The sequence below is a fragment of the Frigoribacterium faeni genome, from assembly GCF_007988805.1.
In the GTDB taxonomy this organism is placed as follows: domain Bacteria; phylum Actinomycetota; class Actinomycetes; order Actinomycetales; family Microbacteriaceae; genus Frigoribacterium; species Frigoribacterium faeni.
The window spans coordinates 25616-40887 of record NZ_BJUV01000013.1 but is presented as its reverse complement, the minus strand read 5'-3'; the positions used below and the strand labels follow the sequence as shown (position 1 = coordinate 40887).

The 15272-nt window shown below is 71.7% G+C and carries 16 protein-coding genes; 7 read left to right on the top strand and 9 right to left on the bottom strand.

Annotated elements, in window-relative coordinates:
• Positions 1–181: 181 nt before the first annotated feature.
• Both FFA01_RS07870 and serS read right to left on the bottom strand, forming a co-directional pair.
• Positions 182–1027: an HAD family hydrolase gene (locus FFA01_RS07870; RefSeq protein WP_244289754.1), complete on the bottom strand. Its 846-nt coding sequence runs from the start codon at positions 1025–1027 to the stop codon at positions 182–184.
• Positions 1024–2289: a serine--tRNA ligase gene (gene serS / locus FFA01_RS07865; protein WP_146854720.1), complete on the bottom strand. Its 1266-nt coding sequence runs from the start codon at positions 2287–2289 to the stop codon at positions 1024–1026. Before serS ends, FFA01_RS07870 begins: the two co-directional genes overlap by 4 nt.
• Positions 2290–2457: 168 nt before the next feature.
• Here serS and FFA01_RS07860 point away from each other — a divergent pair, with 168 nt between their 5' ends.
• Entirely contained in the window at positions 2458–3516 is a 1059-nt protein-coding gene (locus FFA01_RS07860) for a diacylglycerol/lipid kinase family protein (RefSeq protein ID WP_146854718.1), read from the top strand.
• A 40-nt stretch (positions 3517–3556) separates the two neighbouring features.
• On the opposite strand, the gene pheA is transcribed toward FFA01_RS07860, so the two are convergent.
• Positions 3557–4516 (bottom strand): prephenate dehydratase, encoded by a 960-nt coding sequence (pheA, locus tag FFA01_RS07855; protein WP_146854716.1) that lies wholly within the window; start codon positions 4514–4516, stop codon positions 3557–3559.
• A gap of 69 nt (positions 4517–4585) precedes the next feature.
• Between pheA and pgm the strand changes: the two genes are divergently transcribed.
• Positions 4586–6205, top strand: coding sequence for a phosphoglucomutase (alpha-D-glucose-1,6-bisphosphate-dependent) (gene pgm, locus FFA01_RS07850; RefSeq protein WP_146854715.1), 1620 nt, complete (start codon positions 4586–4588; stop codon positions 6203–6205).
• A gap of 171 nt (positions 6206–6376) precedes the next feature.
• On the top strand, positions 6377–7444 hold the full coding sequence (locus FFA01_RS07845) for a matrixin family metalloprotease (RefSeq protein WP_146854712.1): 1068 nt from the start codon (positions 6377–6379) through the stop codon (positions 7442–7444).
• 4 nt (positions 7445–7448) lie between these two features.
• Here the strand turns inward: FFA01_RS07845 and FFA01_RS07840 are convergent, their stop codons facing one another.
• Positions 7449–8282 (bottom strand): M15 family metallopeptidase, encoded by an 834-nt coding sequence (locus tag FFA01_RS07840; RefSeq protein WP_146854710.1) that lies wholly within the window; start codon positions 8280–8282, stop codon positions 7449–7451.
• Positions 8283–8513: 231 nt separating this feature from the next.
• On the opposite strand from FFA01_RS07840, the gene FFA01_RS07835 reads away from it, so the two are divergent.
• The 3 genes from FFA01_RS07835 (at position 8514) to FFA01_RS16410 (ending at position 9599) form a co-directional block, all read left to right on the top strand.
• Positions 8514–9083, top strand: a complete 570-nt coding sequence (locus FFA01_RS07835) for a MarR family winged helix-turn-helix transcriptional regulator (RefSeq protein ID WP_146854708.1) — start codon at positions 8514–8516, stop codon at positions 9081–9083.
• Positions 9084–9324: 241 nt separating this feature from the next.
• Positions 9325–9474, top strand: coding sequence for a hypothetical protein (locus tag FFA01_RS15900; RefSeq protein WP_167627313.1), 150 nt, complete (start codon positions 9325–9327; stop codon positions 9472–9474).
• Positions 9474–9599, top strand: coding sequence for a hypothetical protein (locus FFA01_RS16410; RefSeq protein ID WP_259394199.1), 126 nt, complete (start codon positions 9474–9476; stop codon positions 9597–9599). Before FFA01_RS15900 ends, FFA01_RS16410 begins: the two co-directional genes overlap by 1 nt.
• A 96-nt stretch (positions 9600–9695) precedes the next feature.
• Here the strand turns inward: FFA01_RS16410 and FFA01_RS07830 are convergent, their stop codons facing one another.
• On the bottom strand, positions 9696–10610 hold the full coding sequence (locus FFA01_RS07830) for a DNA-methyltransferase (RefSeq protein ID WP_146854706.1): 915 nt from the start codon (positions 10608–10610) through the stop codon (positions 9696–9698).
• A 321-nt stretch (positions 10611–10931) separates the two neighbouring features.
• Here FFA01_RS07830 and FFA01_RS07825 point away from each other — a divergent pair, with 321 nt between their 5' ends.
• The gene (locus FFA01_RS07825; protein WP_146854704.1) at positions 10932–11216 is read left to right on the top strand and encodes a GNAT family N-acetyltransferase; all 285 of its coding nucleotides are present in this window, start codon (positions 10932–10934) and stop codon (positions 11214–11216) included.
• Positions 11217–11291: 75 nt separating this feature from the next.
• Here FFA01_RS07825 and FFA01_RS07820 read toward each other — a convergent pair whose 3' ends face one another.
• From FFA01_RS07820 to FFA01_RS07805, 4 genes are all read right to left on the bottom strand, one after another.
• Positions 11292–11597 carry a hypothetical protein gene (locus FFA01_RS07820; RefSeq protein WP_146854702.1) on the bottom strand — a complete coding sequence of 102 codons (306 nt, stop codon included), beginning with the start codon at positions 11595–11597 and terminating at the stop codon, positions 11292–11294.
• Positions 11598–11611: 14 nt separating this feature from the next.
• The gene (gene lplAB, locus FFA01_RS07815) at positions 11612–12661 is read right to left on the bottom strand and encodes a lipoate-protein ligase LplAB (RefSeq protein WP_146854700.1); all 1050 of its coding nucleotides are present in this window, start codon (positions 12659–12661) and stop codon (positions 11612–11614) included.
• Positions 12662–12868: 207 nt separating this feature from the next.
• Positions 12869–13738 carry an alpha/beta hydrolase gene (locus FFA01_RS07810; RefSeq protein ID WP_146854698.1) on the bottom strand — a complete coding sequence of 290 codons (870 nt, stop codon included), beginning with the start codon at positions 13736–13738 and terminating at the stop codon, positions 12869–12871.
• 257 nt (positions 13739–13995) lie between these two features.
• The gene (locus tag FFA01_RS07805; protein WP_146854696.1) at positions 13996–14625 is read right to left on the bottom strand and encodes a PepSY domain-containing protein; all 630 of its coding nucleotides are present in this window, start codon (positions 14623–14625) and stop codon (positions 13996–13998) included.
• Between the last annotated feature and the right edge of the window lie 647 nt (positions 14626–15272).

Genomic DNA, 15272 nt, shown 5'->3' with positions numbered 1-15272 from the left:
GAGGCGGGCGACGCCGACACGGGGACTCCGTGCGCCTGCGACGAGCGCGGCGCGGTGCGAGACCGTGGCGGGACGAACTCCCGGGCAACCGCCGCCGAGTCTACCGGACGTCCCCGGCCTCACGAGGGGTGCCGGATCCGCCGCTCACGGGGCTCACGATGACGGGATCAGCGCGTCGACGTCACAGCGACGCGAGCGCCCGCGCCAGCCCGTCGTCGAGATCCGTGCCGGTCTTCTCGTTCGCGACCTCGACCACGTCGTCGGGCGCCTGACCCATGGCGACTCCGCGGCCCTCGACCGACGCCCAGCGCAGCATGTCGATGTCGTTGCGACCGTCGCCGGCGGCGAGCACCCGATCGCGCGGGATGTCGAGCCAGTCGCGCACCCGTTCGAGCGCCGTCGCCTTCGTCACGCCGTCGGGCGCGATGTCGAGCCAGGCCGTCCAGCCGACGTTGTAGTTCACCTTCGACAGGCCCATCCGCTCGACGACGTCGAGGAACTCCTCGGTGCCGTGATCGGGCGAGACCACCACCACTCGGGTCGCGGGCCGCTCGGAGAGGCGCTCGAAGTCGACCTTCTGGGCGTTGCCCGCCGCCTCGATCACCGGGAACGTGCCGCAGTAGCGCATCACGCCGTCGCGATCCTCGACGGCGTAGCCGCCCTCGGACAGGTTCGACCGGATCGTCGTCAGCACGTCGGTCGGGTCGAACTCCTCGACGAAGACCTGGCTGTAGCCGGTGGGGGAGCTCTCGTCGCGGCCCAACGTGATGGCGCCGTTGGCGCAGACCACGTAGTCGGAGACGAGGCCGAGCCGCTCGAGCACGGGCAGCGTCATCGACACCGACCGACCGGTCGCGATCATCACCTCGTGGCCCTCGTCGGCGAGTCGACGGATCTCGTCCGAGACGGCGTCGCTGATCGTTCCGGTCTCTTGCATGATCGTGCCGTCGATGTCGAGACAGACCAGCCAGCGCTCGTCGTCGGGCATCGACCCGACGGCGGCGGCCGCCGACGACCCGGCCGTCATGCGACCGGCTCGATGACCTCGAGGCCGCCCAGGTACGGGCGCAGCGCCTCGGGCACGACGACCGAGCCGTCGGCCTGCTGGTGCGTCTCGAGGATCGCGACCAGCCAGCGCGTCGTCGCGAGGGTGCCGTTGAGCGTCGCGACCGGAGCCGTCTTGCCGCTCTCGGTGCGGTAGCGGATGTCGAGTCGGCGGGCCTGGAACGTGGTGCAGTTCGAGGTGCTGCTCAGCTCGCGGTAGGTGCCCTGGGTCGGCACCCACGCCTCGATGTCGTACTTGCGGGCGGCGCTCGAACCGAGGTCGCCGGCCGCGACGTCGATCACGCGGTAGTTGAGGCCGAGCGCCTGCATCATCTGCTCCTGGAACCCGACGAGTTCGAGGTGCTCGGCCTCGGCCTGGTCGGGGTGCACGAAGGTGAACATCTCGAGCTTGTTGAACTGGTGCACGCGGAGGATGCCGCGGTTGTCGCGTCCGGCGGCCCCGGCCTCACGGCGGTAGCAGGTCGACCAGCCGGCGTAGCGGATCGGTCCCTTGTCGAGGTCGAGGATCTCGTCGGCGTGGTAGCCGGCGAGCGCGACCTCGCTCGTGCCCGTCAGGTAGAGATCGTCGGCCGGCAGGTAGTAGACCTCGTCGGCGTGCGACCCGAGGAAACCGGTGCCGGCCATGACCTCGGGGCGCACCAGCGTCGGCGTGATCAGCGGCGTGAAGTCGTTCTTGAGCGCCAGGTCGAGCGCCATGTTCATGATGGCCAGCTCGAGACGGGCGCCGATGCCGCGCAGGAAGTAGAAGCGCGAGCCCGACACCTTGGTGCCGCGCTTGATGTCGATGGCGCCGAGCTTCTCGCCGAGGTCGGCGTGGTCGAGCGGTTCGAAGTCGAAGGAGGGGCGCGTGCCCACCTCGCGCAGCGTGACGAAGTTCTCTTCGCCACCCGAGGGCACCCCGTCGATGATCGGGTTGCCGATGGAGCGGATCGCCGCGTCGAACGCGGCGTCGGCCTCCGTCGACTCGGCCTGGGCCGCCTTGACCCTGCCCGCGAGCTCCTGCGCCTGAGCGACCAGCGCCTTCTTCTCGTCCTTCGGCGCCTTCGCGACCGTCTTGCCGAACGCGTTCTGCTCGGCGCGCAGCGCCTCGAACGTCGCGATGGCGGCACGGCGGGCACCGTCGGCGGCGACCGCGTCGTCGACCGCCGACTCGGACTCACCCCGAGCACGCTGACTCGTCTTGATGAGGTCGGGGGCGTCGCGGAGGAGTTGGGGATCGATCACCCGGCCATTCTAAGGAAGAAAAGCCGCGCCTCCTCGGAGTCCACAGGCTGCCGCGCTCTCCACAGCGTCGCCCGGACGCGTTCTCCCCGAGGAGGCGCGGGTCGGCTCCGTCCCCACCGTCCCGCCCGGCGGAGGCCCGCCACGGGCCGGGTCACCTAGGTTGGCCTCATGACGACCTCCCCCTCCCCCGCCGAGCGCACCTCGACGCCCGAGGCCGACACGGCCGCCGACGAGGCGACGGCGGGCAGCGGCGAGACCTCGCTCCGCACCGCCGCCGTCGTCTACAACCCGATCAAGGTCGACCTCAAGGCCATCCGAGCATCGGTCGCCCGCCACGCCGGCGACGCAGGCTGGGGCCCCACGCGCTACTACGAGACCTCGAAGGAGGACCCGGGCGGCGGCATCACCAGGCAGGCCCTGGCCGACGGTGCCGAGATGGTGATCGCCGCCGGCGGCGACGGCACGGTGCGAGCGGTCGCCGAGGCGCTGCGCGGCAGCGACGCGTCGATCGGTCTGGTGCCGGCGGGCACGGGCAATCTGCTGGCGCGCAACCTGTCGCTGTCGCTCGACCGGCTCGACGACTCGATCGCGACGGCGTTCCGAGGGAGAGATCGTGCCATCGACCTCGGCGTCGTCGACATCGAACGCGAGAACGGCGACCGCGAGACGAAGGTGTTCGTCGTCATGGCGGGCGTGGGCCTCGACGCGAAGATGCTCGCGAACACCAACGACACCCTCAAGAAGCGGGTCGGCTGGCTCGCCTACGTCGACGCCATCGCGCGGGCGCTGCGCGACGACAACAGGATCGACGTGCGATACCAGCTCGACGACGGCGAGCGGAAGTCGATGCGGGCGCACACGATCATCGTCGGCAACTGCGGGCTGCTGCCGGCCAACATCATGCTGCTGCCCGACGCCGCGGTCGACGACGGCATCTTCGACATCGTCGCCCTGCGCCCCGAGGGCCTGATCGGCTGGGTGCAGATCTGGATCAAGATCGTGTGGGAGAACGGCGTGCTGCGACGCAGCCACGTCGGTCGCCGCATCATGGCCGCGAACTCCCGCGAGGTGCGCACGCTCCGCTACAACAAGGGAAAGAAGCTCGTCGTCCGGCTCGACAGCCCGCAGGACTTCGAGATCGACGGCGACTCGGTCGGCAAGGCGGTCGCCCTGCGCGCCGTCGTCGACCCCGGCGCGCTCACGGTGCGCGTCCCCGAGCACAGCTGAGCGGGCGGCCGGGCGGGTCCGCCGGTGGAGCGGGCCGACCCTAGACCGGGTCGACGCCCGAGACGAGCCCGCGCAGCCAGTCGCGGGCGTCGACGAAGGCCTCGTCGTCGTAGCGCGGCGAGACCTCGACGGGCGTCGCGTCCGCCCGCGGGTACGAGCCGAGGAAGATCACGTTCGGGCTGAACCGCTTGAGTCCGAGCAGGGCGTCCGCGACCCGCTCGTCGAGCACGTGCCCCTCGAGGTCGATCACGAAGCGGTAGCGGCCGAGGGCGTCGCCGATCGGACGCGACTGGATGAGGCTCAGGTTGATGCCCCGGGTCGCGAACTGCTCGAGCATGTCGACCAGGGCGCCGGCGCCGTCGACGGGCAGCTCGACGATCAGGCTCGTCTTGTCGGCGCCGGTCGCCGGCGGCACCGGCACCGTGCGGCTGACGAGCACGAAGCGCGTGACGGCGTTGGCGTTGTCGCCGATCTCGGTCGCGAGCACCTCGACGTCGTGGTGCTCGGTGATCCCGGGAGGCGCGACCGCGGCGTCGGCCGTGCCCGTGCCTCCTGAGCTCTGCAGCAGGTCGGCGGCGGCGGCGACGTTCGAGCTCGCGGGGATGTGCCCGTGCCCCGGCAGGTTCCGCTCGAGCCAGAGGTGGGTCTGCGCGTAGGCGACGGGGTGGGCGTTGACCACCCGCACCTCGTCGAGGCGGGTCCCGGGCCGGGCGACCAGCACGAAGTTCACCCGCACGAGGTACTCGCCGACGATGCGGAGGCCCGGCACCGTCGCCAGGGCGTCCTGCGTGGCGCTGACCCCGCCCTCGACGCTGTTCTCGATCGCGATCATCGCGGCCGTGCTGCGCCCCGAGACGACGTCGGCCAGCGCCTCCCCGACGTTGTTGACGCTGCGCCAGGTCGCGCCGACGGCCTCGGGAACCTGCTTGAGCGCGGCCTCGGTGAAGGTGCCCGCCGGGCCGAGGTAGCTGTAGGTCGACGAGGAGGCGGTGGTCGGCATGTCCGAGAGCCTACTGAGCCCTGTGGAGACCCTGCGACGAACGACGGCGGCTGGTGCCAGGATGACCTCATGACAGACCGTGCCGGAACCCCCGCCGAAGCCAGCGACCTGATCGACCCCGAGGCCGTCTCGGCCGCGTACTACGACCTCGTGCCCGACGTCTCGAACCCCGAGCAGAAGGTCGTCTTCGGCACCTCCGGTCACCGCGGCTCGTCGCTCGACTCCGCCTTCAACGAGACCCACATCGCCGCGATCACGCAGGCGATCGTCGAGTACCGCGCCGGCCAGGGCATCACCGGCCCGCTGTTCATCGGCCGCGACACCCACACACTCAGCGGTCCCGCCGAGCGCACCGCGGTCGAGGTGCTGGTCGGCAACGGCGTGCACGTGCTCGCCGACTCCGAGGGCGGCTACGTGCCGACCCCGGCGCTCAGCCACGCGATCCTCGTCTACAACGCCGACCCCGCGCACGAAGACAAGGCCGACGGCATCGTCGTCACGCCGAGCCACAACCCTCCCCGCGACGGCGGCTTCAAGTACAACCCGCCGCACGGCGGCCCCGCCGACAGCGAGGCCACGAGCTGGATCGCGAACCGCGCCAACGAGATCATCGCCGCCGGCAACGTCGACGTGGTCCGTGCCGACGGCAGCCCCGGGCGCCACGACTTCCTCCGCGGCTACGTGGGCGACCTGATCAACATCATCGACATCGACGCCATCAAGAAGGCCGGCGTGAGGATCGGCGCCGACCCGCTCGGCGGCGCCAGCGTCGAGTACTGGGGCGCCATCCGCGACGTCTACGGCCTCGACCTGACCGTCACGAACCCCGGCGTCGACCCCACCTGGCGCTTCATGACCCTCGACTGGGACGGCAAGATCCGGATGGATCCCTCCAGCGCGTCGGCCATGGCCAGCGTCGTGCACCGGAAAGACGAGTTCGACGTGCTCACGGGCAACGACGCCGACGCCGACCGGCACGGCATCGTCACCCCCGACGGCGGCCTGATGAACCCCAACCACTACCTGGCCGTCGCCATCGACTACCTCTACACGCACCGTCCGCAGTGGCGCGAGGACGCCGCGATCGGCAAGACGCTCGTCTCGTCGAGCATCATCGACAAGGTCGCCGAGTCGCACGGCCGCCGCCTGTGGGAGGTCCCGGTCGGGTTCAAGTGGTTCGTGCCCGGCCTGGTCGACGGCTCCGTCGCGTTCGGCGGCGAGGAGAGCGCCGGCGCCTCCTTCCTGCGGAAGGACGGCACGGTCTGGACGACCGACAAGGACGGCATCCTGCTCGCCCTGCTGGCGAGCGAGATCATCGCGGTCACGGGCAAGACCCCGTCGCAGCTCTACACCGAGCTCGTCGAGAGGTTCGGCGACCCCGTCTACCAGCGCGTCGACGCCGCCGCCACGAAAGACCAGAAGGCCCGCCTCGGCAAGCTCAGCGGCGACGACATCACCGCCACCGAGCTCGCCGGCGACCCGATCATCGCCAAGCTGAGCGAGGCTCCCGGCAACGGGGCGGCCGTCGGCGGTCTCAAGGTCGTCACCGAGAAGGCCTGGTTCGCCGCCCGGCCGAGCGGCACGGAGGACGTCTACAAGATCTACGCCGAGTCCTTCGAGGGGCCCGAGCACCTCACGCGCGTGCAGGACGAGGCGAAGCGGATCGTCGACGCGGCTCTCGGGGCCTGACCCGCGCCTCCCGGGCTCCCGCGCCTCCCGGCTGACGCCGCGGGGACGGCCCGTTGAGGGGATAGGCACAGGCGACGACTGTGCCTATCCTCATCGAAGGGGAGGTGCGCGGACCACGGTCGGCCACCGGCGACGCGACGGACGCGTGCCCCGCCCCGACGGGAGACCCACGTGACGACCTCAGCAACCGAACCCCGCTCCGACGTCGACGGCGACCGTCGGACCGCCTCCTCGGCGCAGGTGCGATCCGGGCGTCGTCTCGTGGCCGGCGCCGCCACCCTCCTCCTGCTCGTCACGGCGGGCGTCGTCGGCGGCGGGCAGGTCGCGCAGGCGGCCGGCACCGTCGCGTGCTCGGCGACGGGCGCCATCGACGCCAGCCGGACGGCCGCCCTCCGCTCGGACTGCGCCTACGACGACCTCGCCGTGACCGTCGGCACCGGTCGCACCGTCCCCGTGCCCGACCCGGGCACCACGCTCGCCATCGGCGTCGTGATGGCGGCGGGCGCCGACGAGCTGCCCGAGGTCTCGATCACCCGCGACGACGCCGGCCGGGTCGCCGTCGCCGTCGGCGAGAAGATCTACGGCGACCCCACCGCCGCCCAGAGCCTCACCGCCGACACCTCGGCCCCCGCGGCGCCGCAGGCCACCCCCGGCTGCGGCTCGACGACGGCGTACTCGAAGTCCAGCAGCACCTGGCCCGGCGCCCTCAGCTGGTACCTCAACGGGACGTCGCAGCCGCACCCGACGGCCGCGTCGACGTCCGTCCGGTGGGGCGCCTACTCGATGGCCTCGAAGTACACGCGCTGCGGCTACCAGATCAAGACGCGCGCCACCTCGAACTACGTCGGCACGACCCGCTACGCCGTCGGCGTCACCACCTCGGGCGGCTGCAGCACCAACTCCGACGGGCGCAACACCGTGGGCTACAAGGCCCTCCCGGCCGGAGTGCTCGGGCTGACCTGCGTGCTCTACACGCCCGCCCGGGCCATCGAGGCCGACATCGCGTTCACCACGAAGGAGTCGTTCTACGTCTGGTCGGGCACCGGAGCCTGCAAGCCGGGCCAGTACGACCTCCGCACCACGGCCGCCCACGAGTTCGGTCACGCCCTGGGTCTCGGCCACACGGGCGCGAACTCGGGGCAGATCATGCAGCCGAGCATCGGGTCGTGCGACTTCTCGACGCGCCTCAAGGGATCGGGCGACGCCGCCGCGATGGCCAAGCTGTACCCGCTCGGCTGACGCCTCAGCCGGCGTAGTCGGGCGCGGCCGGCAGGTCGAAGAACTCCTCGAGCGTCGTGACGCCCGTCTCGTGCATCTCGGTCGAGAGGTCGACGCCGACGTAGCGGAAGTGCCACGGCTCGAAGGTGAAGCCCGTCACCGCGACCTTGTCGGCGGGGTACCTCAGCAGGAACCCGAAGCGCCACGCCTCGGCCGCCAGCCACCGCCCCTGCGGGGTGTCGCCGAAGCAGGCCTGCAGCGCGCAGCTGAGCGGGATCGGGCTGATGTCGAGGGCGAGGCCGGTCTGGTGCTCGCTGAACCCGGGTCGGGCGCTCTGCGCGTCGGCCTGAGCCTGACCCAGCTGCTGCACCCAGCCGTCGTAGACGCTGACCTGGGTCGCGTACGAGCGGTACGCGCTCTGCACCTGGAACCGCCCCGCCCCCTCGGCCTCGCCGGCCGCGAACATCGCGACCACCGCGTCGGCGGCCTCGGCGCGGAGGGTCGGCGGGTTCTGGCTCACGACGTCGGGGGTGACGAGATCCCCGGGCGTGTAGTCGACCGGGTCGAGCGGACGCAGCTTGTCGCTGACGACCCAGAGGCTGGCCGGGTCGTCGACGGAACGGGCGGTGCGGTCGAAGGCGGGCGTCGTGGCGGACGTGGGAGGCGCCTCCTCGGTGGCGGTCGGAGCGGGGGTGCTCGACGGGGCGGACAGCGACGGCGACGCCGACGCCGACGGGGTCGCGGCGGACGTCGAGGGGCTCGGCGCCGGCTCGCTCGACGAGCACGAGGCGAGCAGCGCGGAGGTCAGGACGGCGGCGACCACCACGGCGGAACGGTGCGACAGAGGACGGAGAGACATCGGTCCGAGCCTAGTTCCCGCACGGATCGGTTCGGTGGCGGCGCGGACGGGAGTACGGTTGACCCGGTAGGAGGCGCTGGTCGCCTCCCCGGTCGTCTCGCCTCCGGCGTACCCTGCCCGTGAAGCTCACGCGGGAGGCGCGACGACCACGCGGGCCGCGCCTCCTCGGAGACGCGGCCCGTTCTCCGTCCGGTCTCGACCCAGGGACCCGCGAGAAGCTAGTCTCTCTAGATGGTCCACAACAAGCCTGCGGCTCCGTACGACGCCACCGGGTACTGGTACACCAGCAGCAATGAGGAGCGCGGCGTCGAGGTGCTCAACGCCCTCCGCCGCTACCGCGCCGCCGAGTCGGACATGCGCAAGCGCACCCGCGACTCGATGGGCATGGGCGACACCGACCTGGCCGCCCTGAGGTTCCTCGTCCGCGCCCAGCGCCGCGGCGACGACGTCAATGCGAAGGACCTCGCGAGCCACCTCGGCATCACCTCGGCGTCGACCTCCGTCCTGATCGGGCGGCTGGTGTCGAGCGGGCACCTCACACGCAATCCCCATCCGACCGACAAGCGCGGGGTCCTGCTGACCGTCACCGAGGAGTCGCACGGCGAGGTGCGATCGACCCTGTCGGCCATGCACCAGCGCATGATCGCGACCGCCGAGTCGTTGTCGGCGGACGAGCAGGCGACGGTCGCGCTGTTCCTGGACGCGATGGCGGCGTCGTTGTCGGCGGACGGATCGGACACGACCTCCGAGACCGGGAGGGCGGCCGAGCCGATCGACGCCCGTGCGACCCCCTCCGCCTGACGTCACCGCGTATACGCCCCTCCGAGGTCGGATGTCCAGGGAACGAACCCGGTTCGGGCGTAGCTAGACAACCTAGAGACCGTCTGCCACTGTCATCTCACGGCCCCGATTCACGGCGGGGCCACACGACACCGGTTCACGGCCGGGGTCGCACGGACCCGGTTCACGGCCGGCGATGTGACCGCACGAGAGATCACGACAGTTCAGCCGGCATCGCAGGGGTGCCAGAGACGAGCAGGACATGACTGCACTGAACCCGACCCCCCGGGGTCGACGCTCCACCTCCATCGACACGGGCCGCACCTCGACCCTCGCCGTCATCGCCGTCGCCTCGGCCGGCATGATCGCGAGCCTCGTCGCCGCCGTCGCCACCGCCGCCGGGATCTCCTGATGGGCGCCCAGCAGCTCCAGTCGCTCAGCCACGAGCAGCTCGTCGCACTCGTCCGGGGCACGGTCTCGGTCGGCGGGGTGCACGTCGCGCGCCGCGAGTCGGACGCCCAGCAGACCGCCGCCTGACGGGCGTCGCTCGGACGCTCTGACGCTCTGACGCTCTGACGCTCTGACGCTCTGACGCTCTGACGCTCTGACGCAGGGTCACCCGGACGCCGGGGCTCAGCCCGCCGTCGCGGCCGCGTCCCGCTTCGCCCGCGATCTCGTCGAGCGGGGGCGCACGACCCGGAACGTCGCGTCCGGGAGGCGTCGACGCATGACGGCCACCGCCTCCTCGTTGCTGTCCACCAGCACGAAGCGTCGCCCGAGCGACTGGGCGACCGCGCCCGTCGTGCCGCTGCCGGCGAAGAAGTCGAGGATCCAGTCGCCCTCCCGGCTGGAGGCCTGGATCATGCGTCGGATCACGCCCTCGGGCTTCTGCGTCGGGTAGCCCGTCTTCTCGCGGCCCGTCGGCGAGACGATCGTGTGCCACCAGACGTCGGTCGGCAGTTTTCCCCGCGCGACCTTCTCGGGCGTGACGAGGCCCGGGGCCATGTAGGGCTCGCGGTCGACGGTCTCGGAGTCGAAGTGGTACCGGCTCGGATCCTTCACGTAGACGAGGATCGTGTCGTGCTTCGTGGGCCAGCGGTTGCGGCTCTTCGCGCCGTAGTCGTAGGCCCAGATGATCTCGTTCAGGAAGTTGTCACGACCGAACAGCACGTCGAGCAGGACCTTGGCGTAGTGCGCCTCGCGGTAGTCGAGATGCAGGTAGAGGGTGCCGTCGGAGGCGAGCAGGCGCCAGGCCTCGGCGAGGCGCGGCTCGAGGAACGACCAGTAGTCGTCGAAGCGGTCGTCGTACCGCATGAGGTCGCCACGGATGCGCTCGTAGGCGACGCCTTTGAAACCTGTGATGGCGGTCACCGAGTCCGCGGCGCTGCGGGTCGACGTGGTCGACCGGCGCTGCTGTTGGCGTCCGGTGTTGAACGGCGGGTCGAGGTAGACCACCGTGAACGCCTCGTCGGGCAGCTGGGCCGTCGCGTCGAGGTTGTCGCCGCGGACCACGAGACTCGGAGAGGCGCTGGTCCAGTTCAGAGGCATGCCCCCATTCTGTCGCCTGCCGGCCCCCGCCCCGAGTCGCCCCGCGCCTGCCCCGCCGCCGCCGCCGCCGGTCGGCCCTGTGCACTTCGCGACCTCCGCCTCGCGCAAGGCGTCCCTTTCGTGGTGCAGCAGCGGTTCCGAGACCACCTCGGTCGGGTTCGGCGCACATCGAGCACGGCGCGGAGAGGAGAACCGTCCGATCCGTCGCGAAGTGCACACGACCCCGGGCGGTGGGAGGCCCCGAGGAGGCGCGGGTCGGCCCCCGGGAGACGGCCCGCCCCGATCAGCACCCGCGCATACGGGCGGGCGTAGCGTGGCGGGATGAACGCAGAGGTACAGAACCGCCCCGCCGAGAACCAGTACGCCCTCGTCGAAGGCGACGCCACCGTCGGCTTCGCCGCGTACGAGATCGTCGGCGACGAGATCCGCTTCACCCACACCGAGATCGAGCCGAGTCGCCGCTCGGGCGGACTCGGCGCCCAGCTCGTGCAGGGCGCCCTCGACGACGTCCGGGCGAACTCCGAGCGACGCGTCGTGCCGCTCTGCCCGTTCGTCGTGGACTTCATCGACGACCACGTCGACTACCGCGAGCTGCTCACCCGCTGAACGCCCGCCGGCCCCGAGGCGCCGCGCGACGGACGCACAGCCACGGCGACAGCCGCGCCCACGGCCCGGGCCTCGTCAGCGGCGGCGGTGGTCGCTCACGTCGATGGTGACGCGCGTGTCGAGGTCGATGACCCCGCGGTCGCCGTCTCCCGGCGCAGGCGCCGGGGCGGGCAGCACTGTCTGACGGTCCATCTCGATGCGGGCCTCGTGCCGGGTGGGGGCGAAGACCTCGTCGCCGATGCCCATGAGACCGCTCGATGAGGTGCTCCCCGTGCCTCCTCGGCGTGACTTGTCGCTGAGATCGATCCAGCCGATGCGGTGCAGCAGCCCCATCAGGCCCGCTGCAGCCACGACGATGCCGCCCCACATCCAGAGATCCACGCGTCGAGCCTAGGTCAGGGGACGCGGCGCAGCCACTCCGCCGTGGCGAACTTGGAGGTGACCAGCTGCTCGGCGGTCTCGAGCTCGGCCTCGGTCACGTGCCCTTCCGTCGCGCCGTAGAGCCCGGTGAAGGTCTGCTTGAGGCGTTCGATGATCTCGGCCCGCGGCAGGCCGGTCTGGCTGCGCAGCGGGTCGACGCGCTTCGCGGCGCTGGTCGTGCCCTTGTCGCTCATCTTCTCGCGGCCGATGCGCAGCACCTGGACCATCTTGTCGCCGTCCATGTCGTACGACATCGTCGCGTGGTGCAGGAGGGCGCCGTTGCCGAGCCGCTTCTGAGCGGCGCCGCCGATCTTGCCCTTCGCCGACGTGATGTCGTTGAGCGGCTGGTAGAACGCGTCGATGCCGAGGGACTTCAACGCCGTGATGACCCACTCGTCGAGGTAGGCGTACGAGTCGGCGAAGCTCATGCCCTGCACCAGCTCGCCCGGTGCGTAGAGCGAGTAGGTGACGATCGATTGGGCGTCCATGAACATCGCCCCGCCGCCGCTGATCCGTCGGACGACCGCGAAGCCGTAGGTGGAGGCGTTGTCGAGGTCGACCTCGTTCTTCAGCGACTGGAAGCTGCCGATCACGACGGCCGGCTGGTCCCATTCCCAGAAGCGGAGGGTCGGTCCGCGGCGTCCGGCCCCGACCTCCTCGGTCAGCACCTGGTCGAGCGCGAGATGCAGGTTCGGCGAGACGGGGCCGTCGTGGATGATCTGCCAGTCGTAGTCGCGCCAGTCGGTCGCCTTCGAGAGACTGCGACGGATCGCCACGGCGATGGCCTCGGGGCTGAAACCGAGCAGGACGGCGTCGTCGGGCAGTCCCCGCTTGATGGTCGCCGCGATCGTCGCCGCGTCGGACTCGACCGGGAGCCCGTTGACCGCCCGGTCGATCGCGTCGAGGGCCGTGTCGGGTTCGAGGAAGAAGTCGCCCGCGAGCCGGAACCCGGCGATGCGCCCCTCGGCCACCTCGAGATCGACGACGACCAGCTTGCCGCCTGGGACCTTGTACTCACCGTGCATGGTCGAAGCCTATGCCTCGACGCCGACGCGGTCCGAGGAGGCGCGGTGCGGGGTGGTGCGGGAGGCGCAATGCCAGGTGGTGCGGGAGGCGCGGCGCGAGGCGGTGCGGGAGGCGCGGTGCGAGGGGGTGCGGGAGGCGCGGCGCGAGGGGGTGCGGGAGGCGCGGGCGGTGCGGCGGGAGGCGCGACGGGCGCGGTGCGGCGCCGCTCAGCCCGCGACGTGCTCGTCGAGCCAGCGCACCAGGTCGGCCACGACCTCGTCGCGGTTGGTCTCCTGGAAGACCTCGTGCCGTGCGCCGTCGTAGACGATGAGCTCGACGTCGGTCAGCCGGCTGCGGTTGACGTAGGCGTCGGCGAGCTTGCGGGCGCTGCCCTCGCCGCCGAGCGTGTCGTCGCTGCCGACCAGGATCAGGACGGGCGGGTCGCTGTCGAGCGAGCGCGACGGGCGGCCGAGGAGACGGAGGGCGTCGCGGTAGCCGAACAGGTCGACGACGGTCGCCACGGTCATCAGCGGGTCGGCCTCGGCGCGTTCGACGACCGCTCGGTCCCGGCTGAGCCACTCGTAGCCGGTGCCGCCCTCGTGGGCGTGCCGCTTGTTGAGGTCGCCGCCGTTCATGCTGCCGGGGACGCGGTAGGCCGTACCGCTCAAGACGACCGCGTCGAAGAGGGTGGACCGCCGGTCGACGATCTTCTGCATCATCAGGGAGCCCCACGAGTGCCCGAGCCCGATCAGCGGGATCCCCGGGTTCTCGGCGCGAGCGATGCCGGCCAGCTGCACCACCTCGTCGATCGTGCCCCGGAGCCCTGACGGCCCGGGCCTCCCGAGCTTGGTGTGGTCGCCGTCCCACTGCCCGAGGCCGGTCTCGCCGTGCCCGAGGTGGTCGTCGGCGTAGACCGTATACCCGGCCCGGACGAGGTCGTCCGCCAATGCCTCGTAGCGCAGCGCGTGCTCGGCCACACCGTGCGCGATCTGCACGACGCCCTTCGCCGACGCGGCGCGCCAGACGTAGTAGTGGACGGTGACGCCGTGGGCGTCGACGAAGCTGAAGTCGCCTCGGGCGGCGGAGAAGGTGGGCATCGTCCCAGTGTCCCATCAGGAGGCGCGGTGCGGGCGGTGCGGAGTCGGTCCCGACCCCCGGACTCGAGGAGGCGCCGCATGCCGCTCACCGGCTGGGGTGAGCGGCATGCGGTGCCTCCTCGCCGTCGAGGGCGGGGCGGGGGGCCGGGTCAGCGGCTGTCGTCGACGTCGGGCGGAGCGCCGGGTCAGCGGCGGTCGTCGACGTCGGGCGGAGCGCCGGGCCAGCGGCGGGCGTCGACGTCGGGCGGAGCGCCGGGTCAGCGGCGGTCGTCGACGTCGGTGCGCACGACGCCGAAGTCCTGGTCGAGGTCGACGTCGACCTCGGTGCCGTCGTCGAGGCGCACGTCGACCTCGTAGGCGACGCCCGAGTCGTCGCTGCGGTCGGCGTCCGTCACGGTGCCCCCGCCTGCTGCGGCGATCGCGGCCGCGGCGGCCTGGTCGTAGTCCGTGCCCGTGAGGTCGTCGTCGCCGCGGTTCGAGTCGTCGGAGTCGTCGTCGGCCGTGCCGGGCGTGCTCACCGAGCCGATCGAGTCGTCGTCGCGGTCGTCGGAGCGGTCGTCGCCCGAGTCGTCACGCGAGTCGTCGTCGATGCGGCTCGACGCGACCGAGTAGTCGTCGCCCAGCAGGACGTGGGTCTCGCGGCCGTCGGGCAGGGTGACCTCGACCTCGTAGCCGGCGAGACCGTCGTCCAGGGTGTCCACCTCGGTGACCGTGCCGCCGCCGGTCTCGGCGAGCGCCGCCTCCTGCGCTCGGTCCCGGCTCTGCGGCGACACCCGGTCGTCCAGGCCCGACGCGATGGCCACTCCGCCGCCGCCGAGGACGAGGACGCCCGCGATGCCGCCGGCGATCAGGAGGGACTTCTTCTTGGTGAGGGTGTTCTTCAGCATGGTTCGCTCCGTTCGTGGGGCCGGTCCCGGCCGGGTCTGTGGCTCTCTCGAGCTGATGGACCCCACTCTCCCGACGGGGCACTGAAGCGGTGCTGAAGCGACCTGAAGATCCCTTCAGGTCGCTCCGCACCGCGTTCCGTACGCCGCACCACGACTAGACGCGGTGCGATGCACGAGACCCGGTGCGGCGCAGCCCGGGCCGCAAAACGCGGTGCAATGCACGAGACGCGGTGCGGCGCGGCCCGTGGGGTCAGGGCAGCCGGTGCCGCACGGCAGCGCACCGCGTTCCGTACACGGCACCACGACTAGACGCGGTGCGGTGCACGAAAAGCGGTGCGGCGCGTCCGGGGCCGCAGAACGCGGTGCGGCGCGCGAGACGCGGTGCGGCGCGCGAGACGCGGTGCGGCGCGCGAAAGGCGGCGCGGTGCGGCCCGCGGGGTCAGGGCAGCCGGTGCCGCACGGCAGCGCACCGCGTTCCGGACACCGCACCACGACTAGACGCGGTGCGGTGCACGAAAAACGGTGCGGCGCGTCCGGGGCCGCAGAACGCGGTGCGGCCCGCAAGACGCGGTGCGGTGCGCGAGATACGGTGCGGCGCACGAGATACGGTGCGGCGCACGAGATACGGTGCGGCGCACGAGACGCGG

Coding starts and splice junctions, on each gene's coding strand:
- FFA01_RS07825 (WP_146854704.1), top strand. CDS start 10,932: ATGAACGCAGAGGTACAGAACCGCCCCGCCGAGAACCAGTACGCCCTC.
- FFA01_RS16410 (WP_259394199.1), top strand. CDS start 9,474: ATGGGCGCCCAGCAGCTCCAGTCGCTCAGCCACGAGCAGCTCGTCGCA.
- FFA01_RS07805 (WP_146854696.1), bottom strand. CDS start 14,625: ATGCTGAAGAACACCCTCACCAAGAAGAAGTCCCTCCTGATCGCCGGC.
- pheA (WP_146854716.1), bottom strand. CDS start 4,516: ATGCCGACCACCGCCTCCTCGTCGACCTACAGCTACCTCGGCCCGGCG.
- lplAB (WP_146854700.1), bottom strand. CDS start 12,661: ATGCACGGTGAGTACAAGGTCCCAGGCGGCAAGCTGGTCGTCGTCGAT.
- FFA01_RS07835 (WP_146854708.1), top strand. CDS start 8,514: ATGGTCCACAACAAGCCTGCGGCTCCGTACGACGCCACCGGGTACTGG.
- FFA01_RS15900 (WP_167627313.1), top strand. CDS start 9,325: ATGACTGCACTGAACCCGACCCCCCGGGGTCGACGCTCCACCTCCATC.
- pgm (WP_146854715.1), top strand. CDS start 4,586: ATGACAGACCGTGCCGGAACCCCCGCCGAAGCCAGCGACCTGATCGAC.
- FFA01_RS07870 (WP_244289754.1), bottom strand. CDS start 1,027: ATGACGGCCGGGTCGTCGGCGGCCGCCGCCGTCGGGTCGATGCCCGAC.
- FFA01_RS07840 (WP_146854710.1), bottom strand. CDS start 8,282: ATGTCTCTCCGTCCTCTGTCGCACCGTTCCGCCGTGGTGGTCGCCGCC.
- FFA01_RS07860 (WP_146854718.1), top strand. CDS start 2,458: ATGACGACCTCCCCCTCCCCCGCCGAGCGCACCTCGACGCCCGAGGCC.
- FFA01_RS07830 (WP_146854706.1), bottom strand. CDS start 10,610: ATGCCTCTGAACTGGACCAGCGCCTCTCCGAGTCTCGTGGTCCGCGGC.
- FFA01_RS07810 (WP_146854698.1), bottom strand. CDS start 13,738: ATGCCCACCTTCTCCGCCGCCCGAGGCGACTTCAGCTTCGTCGACGCC.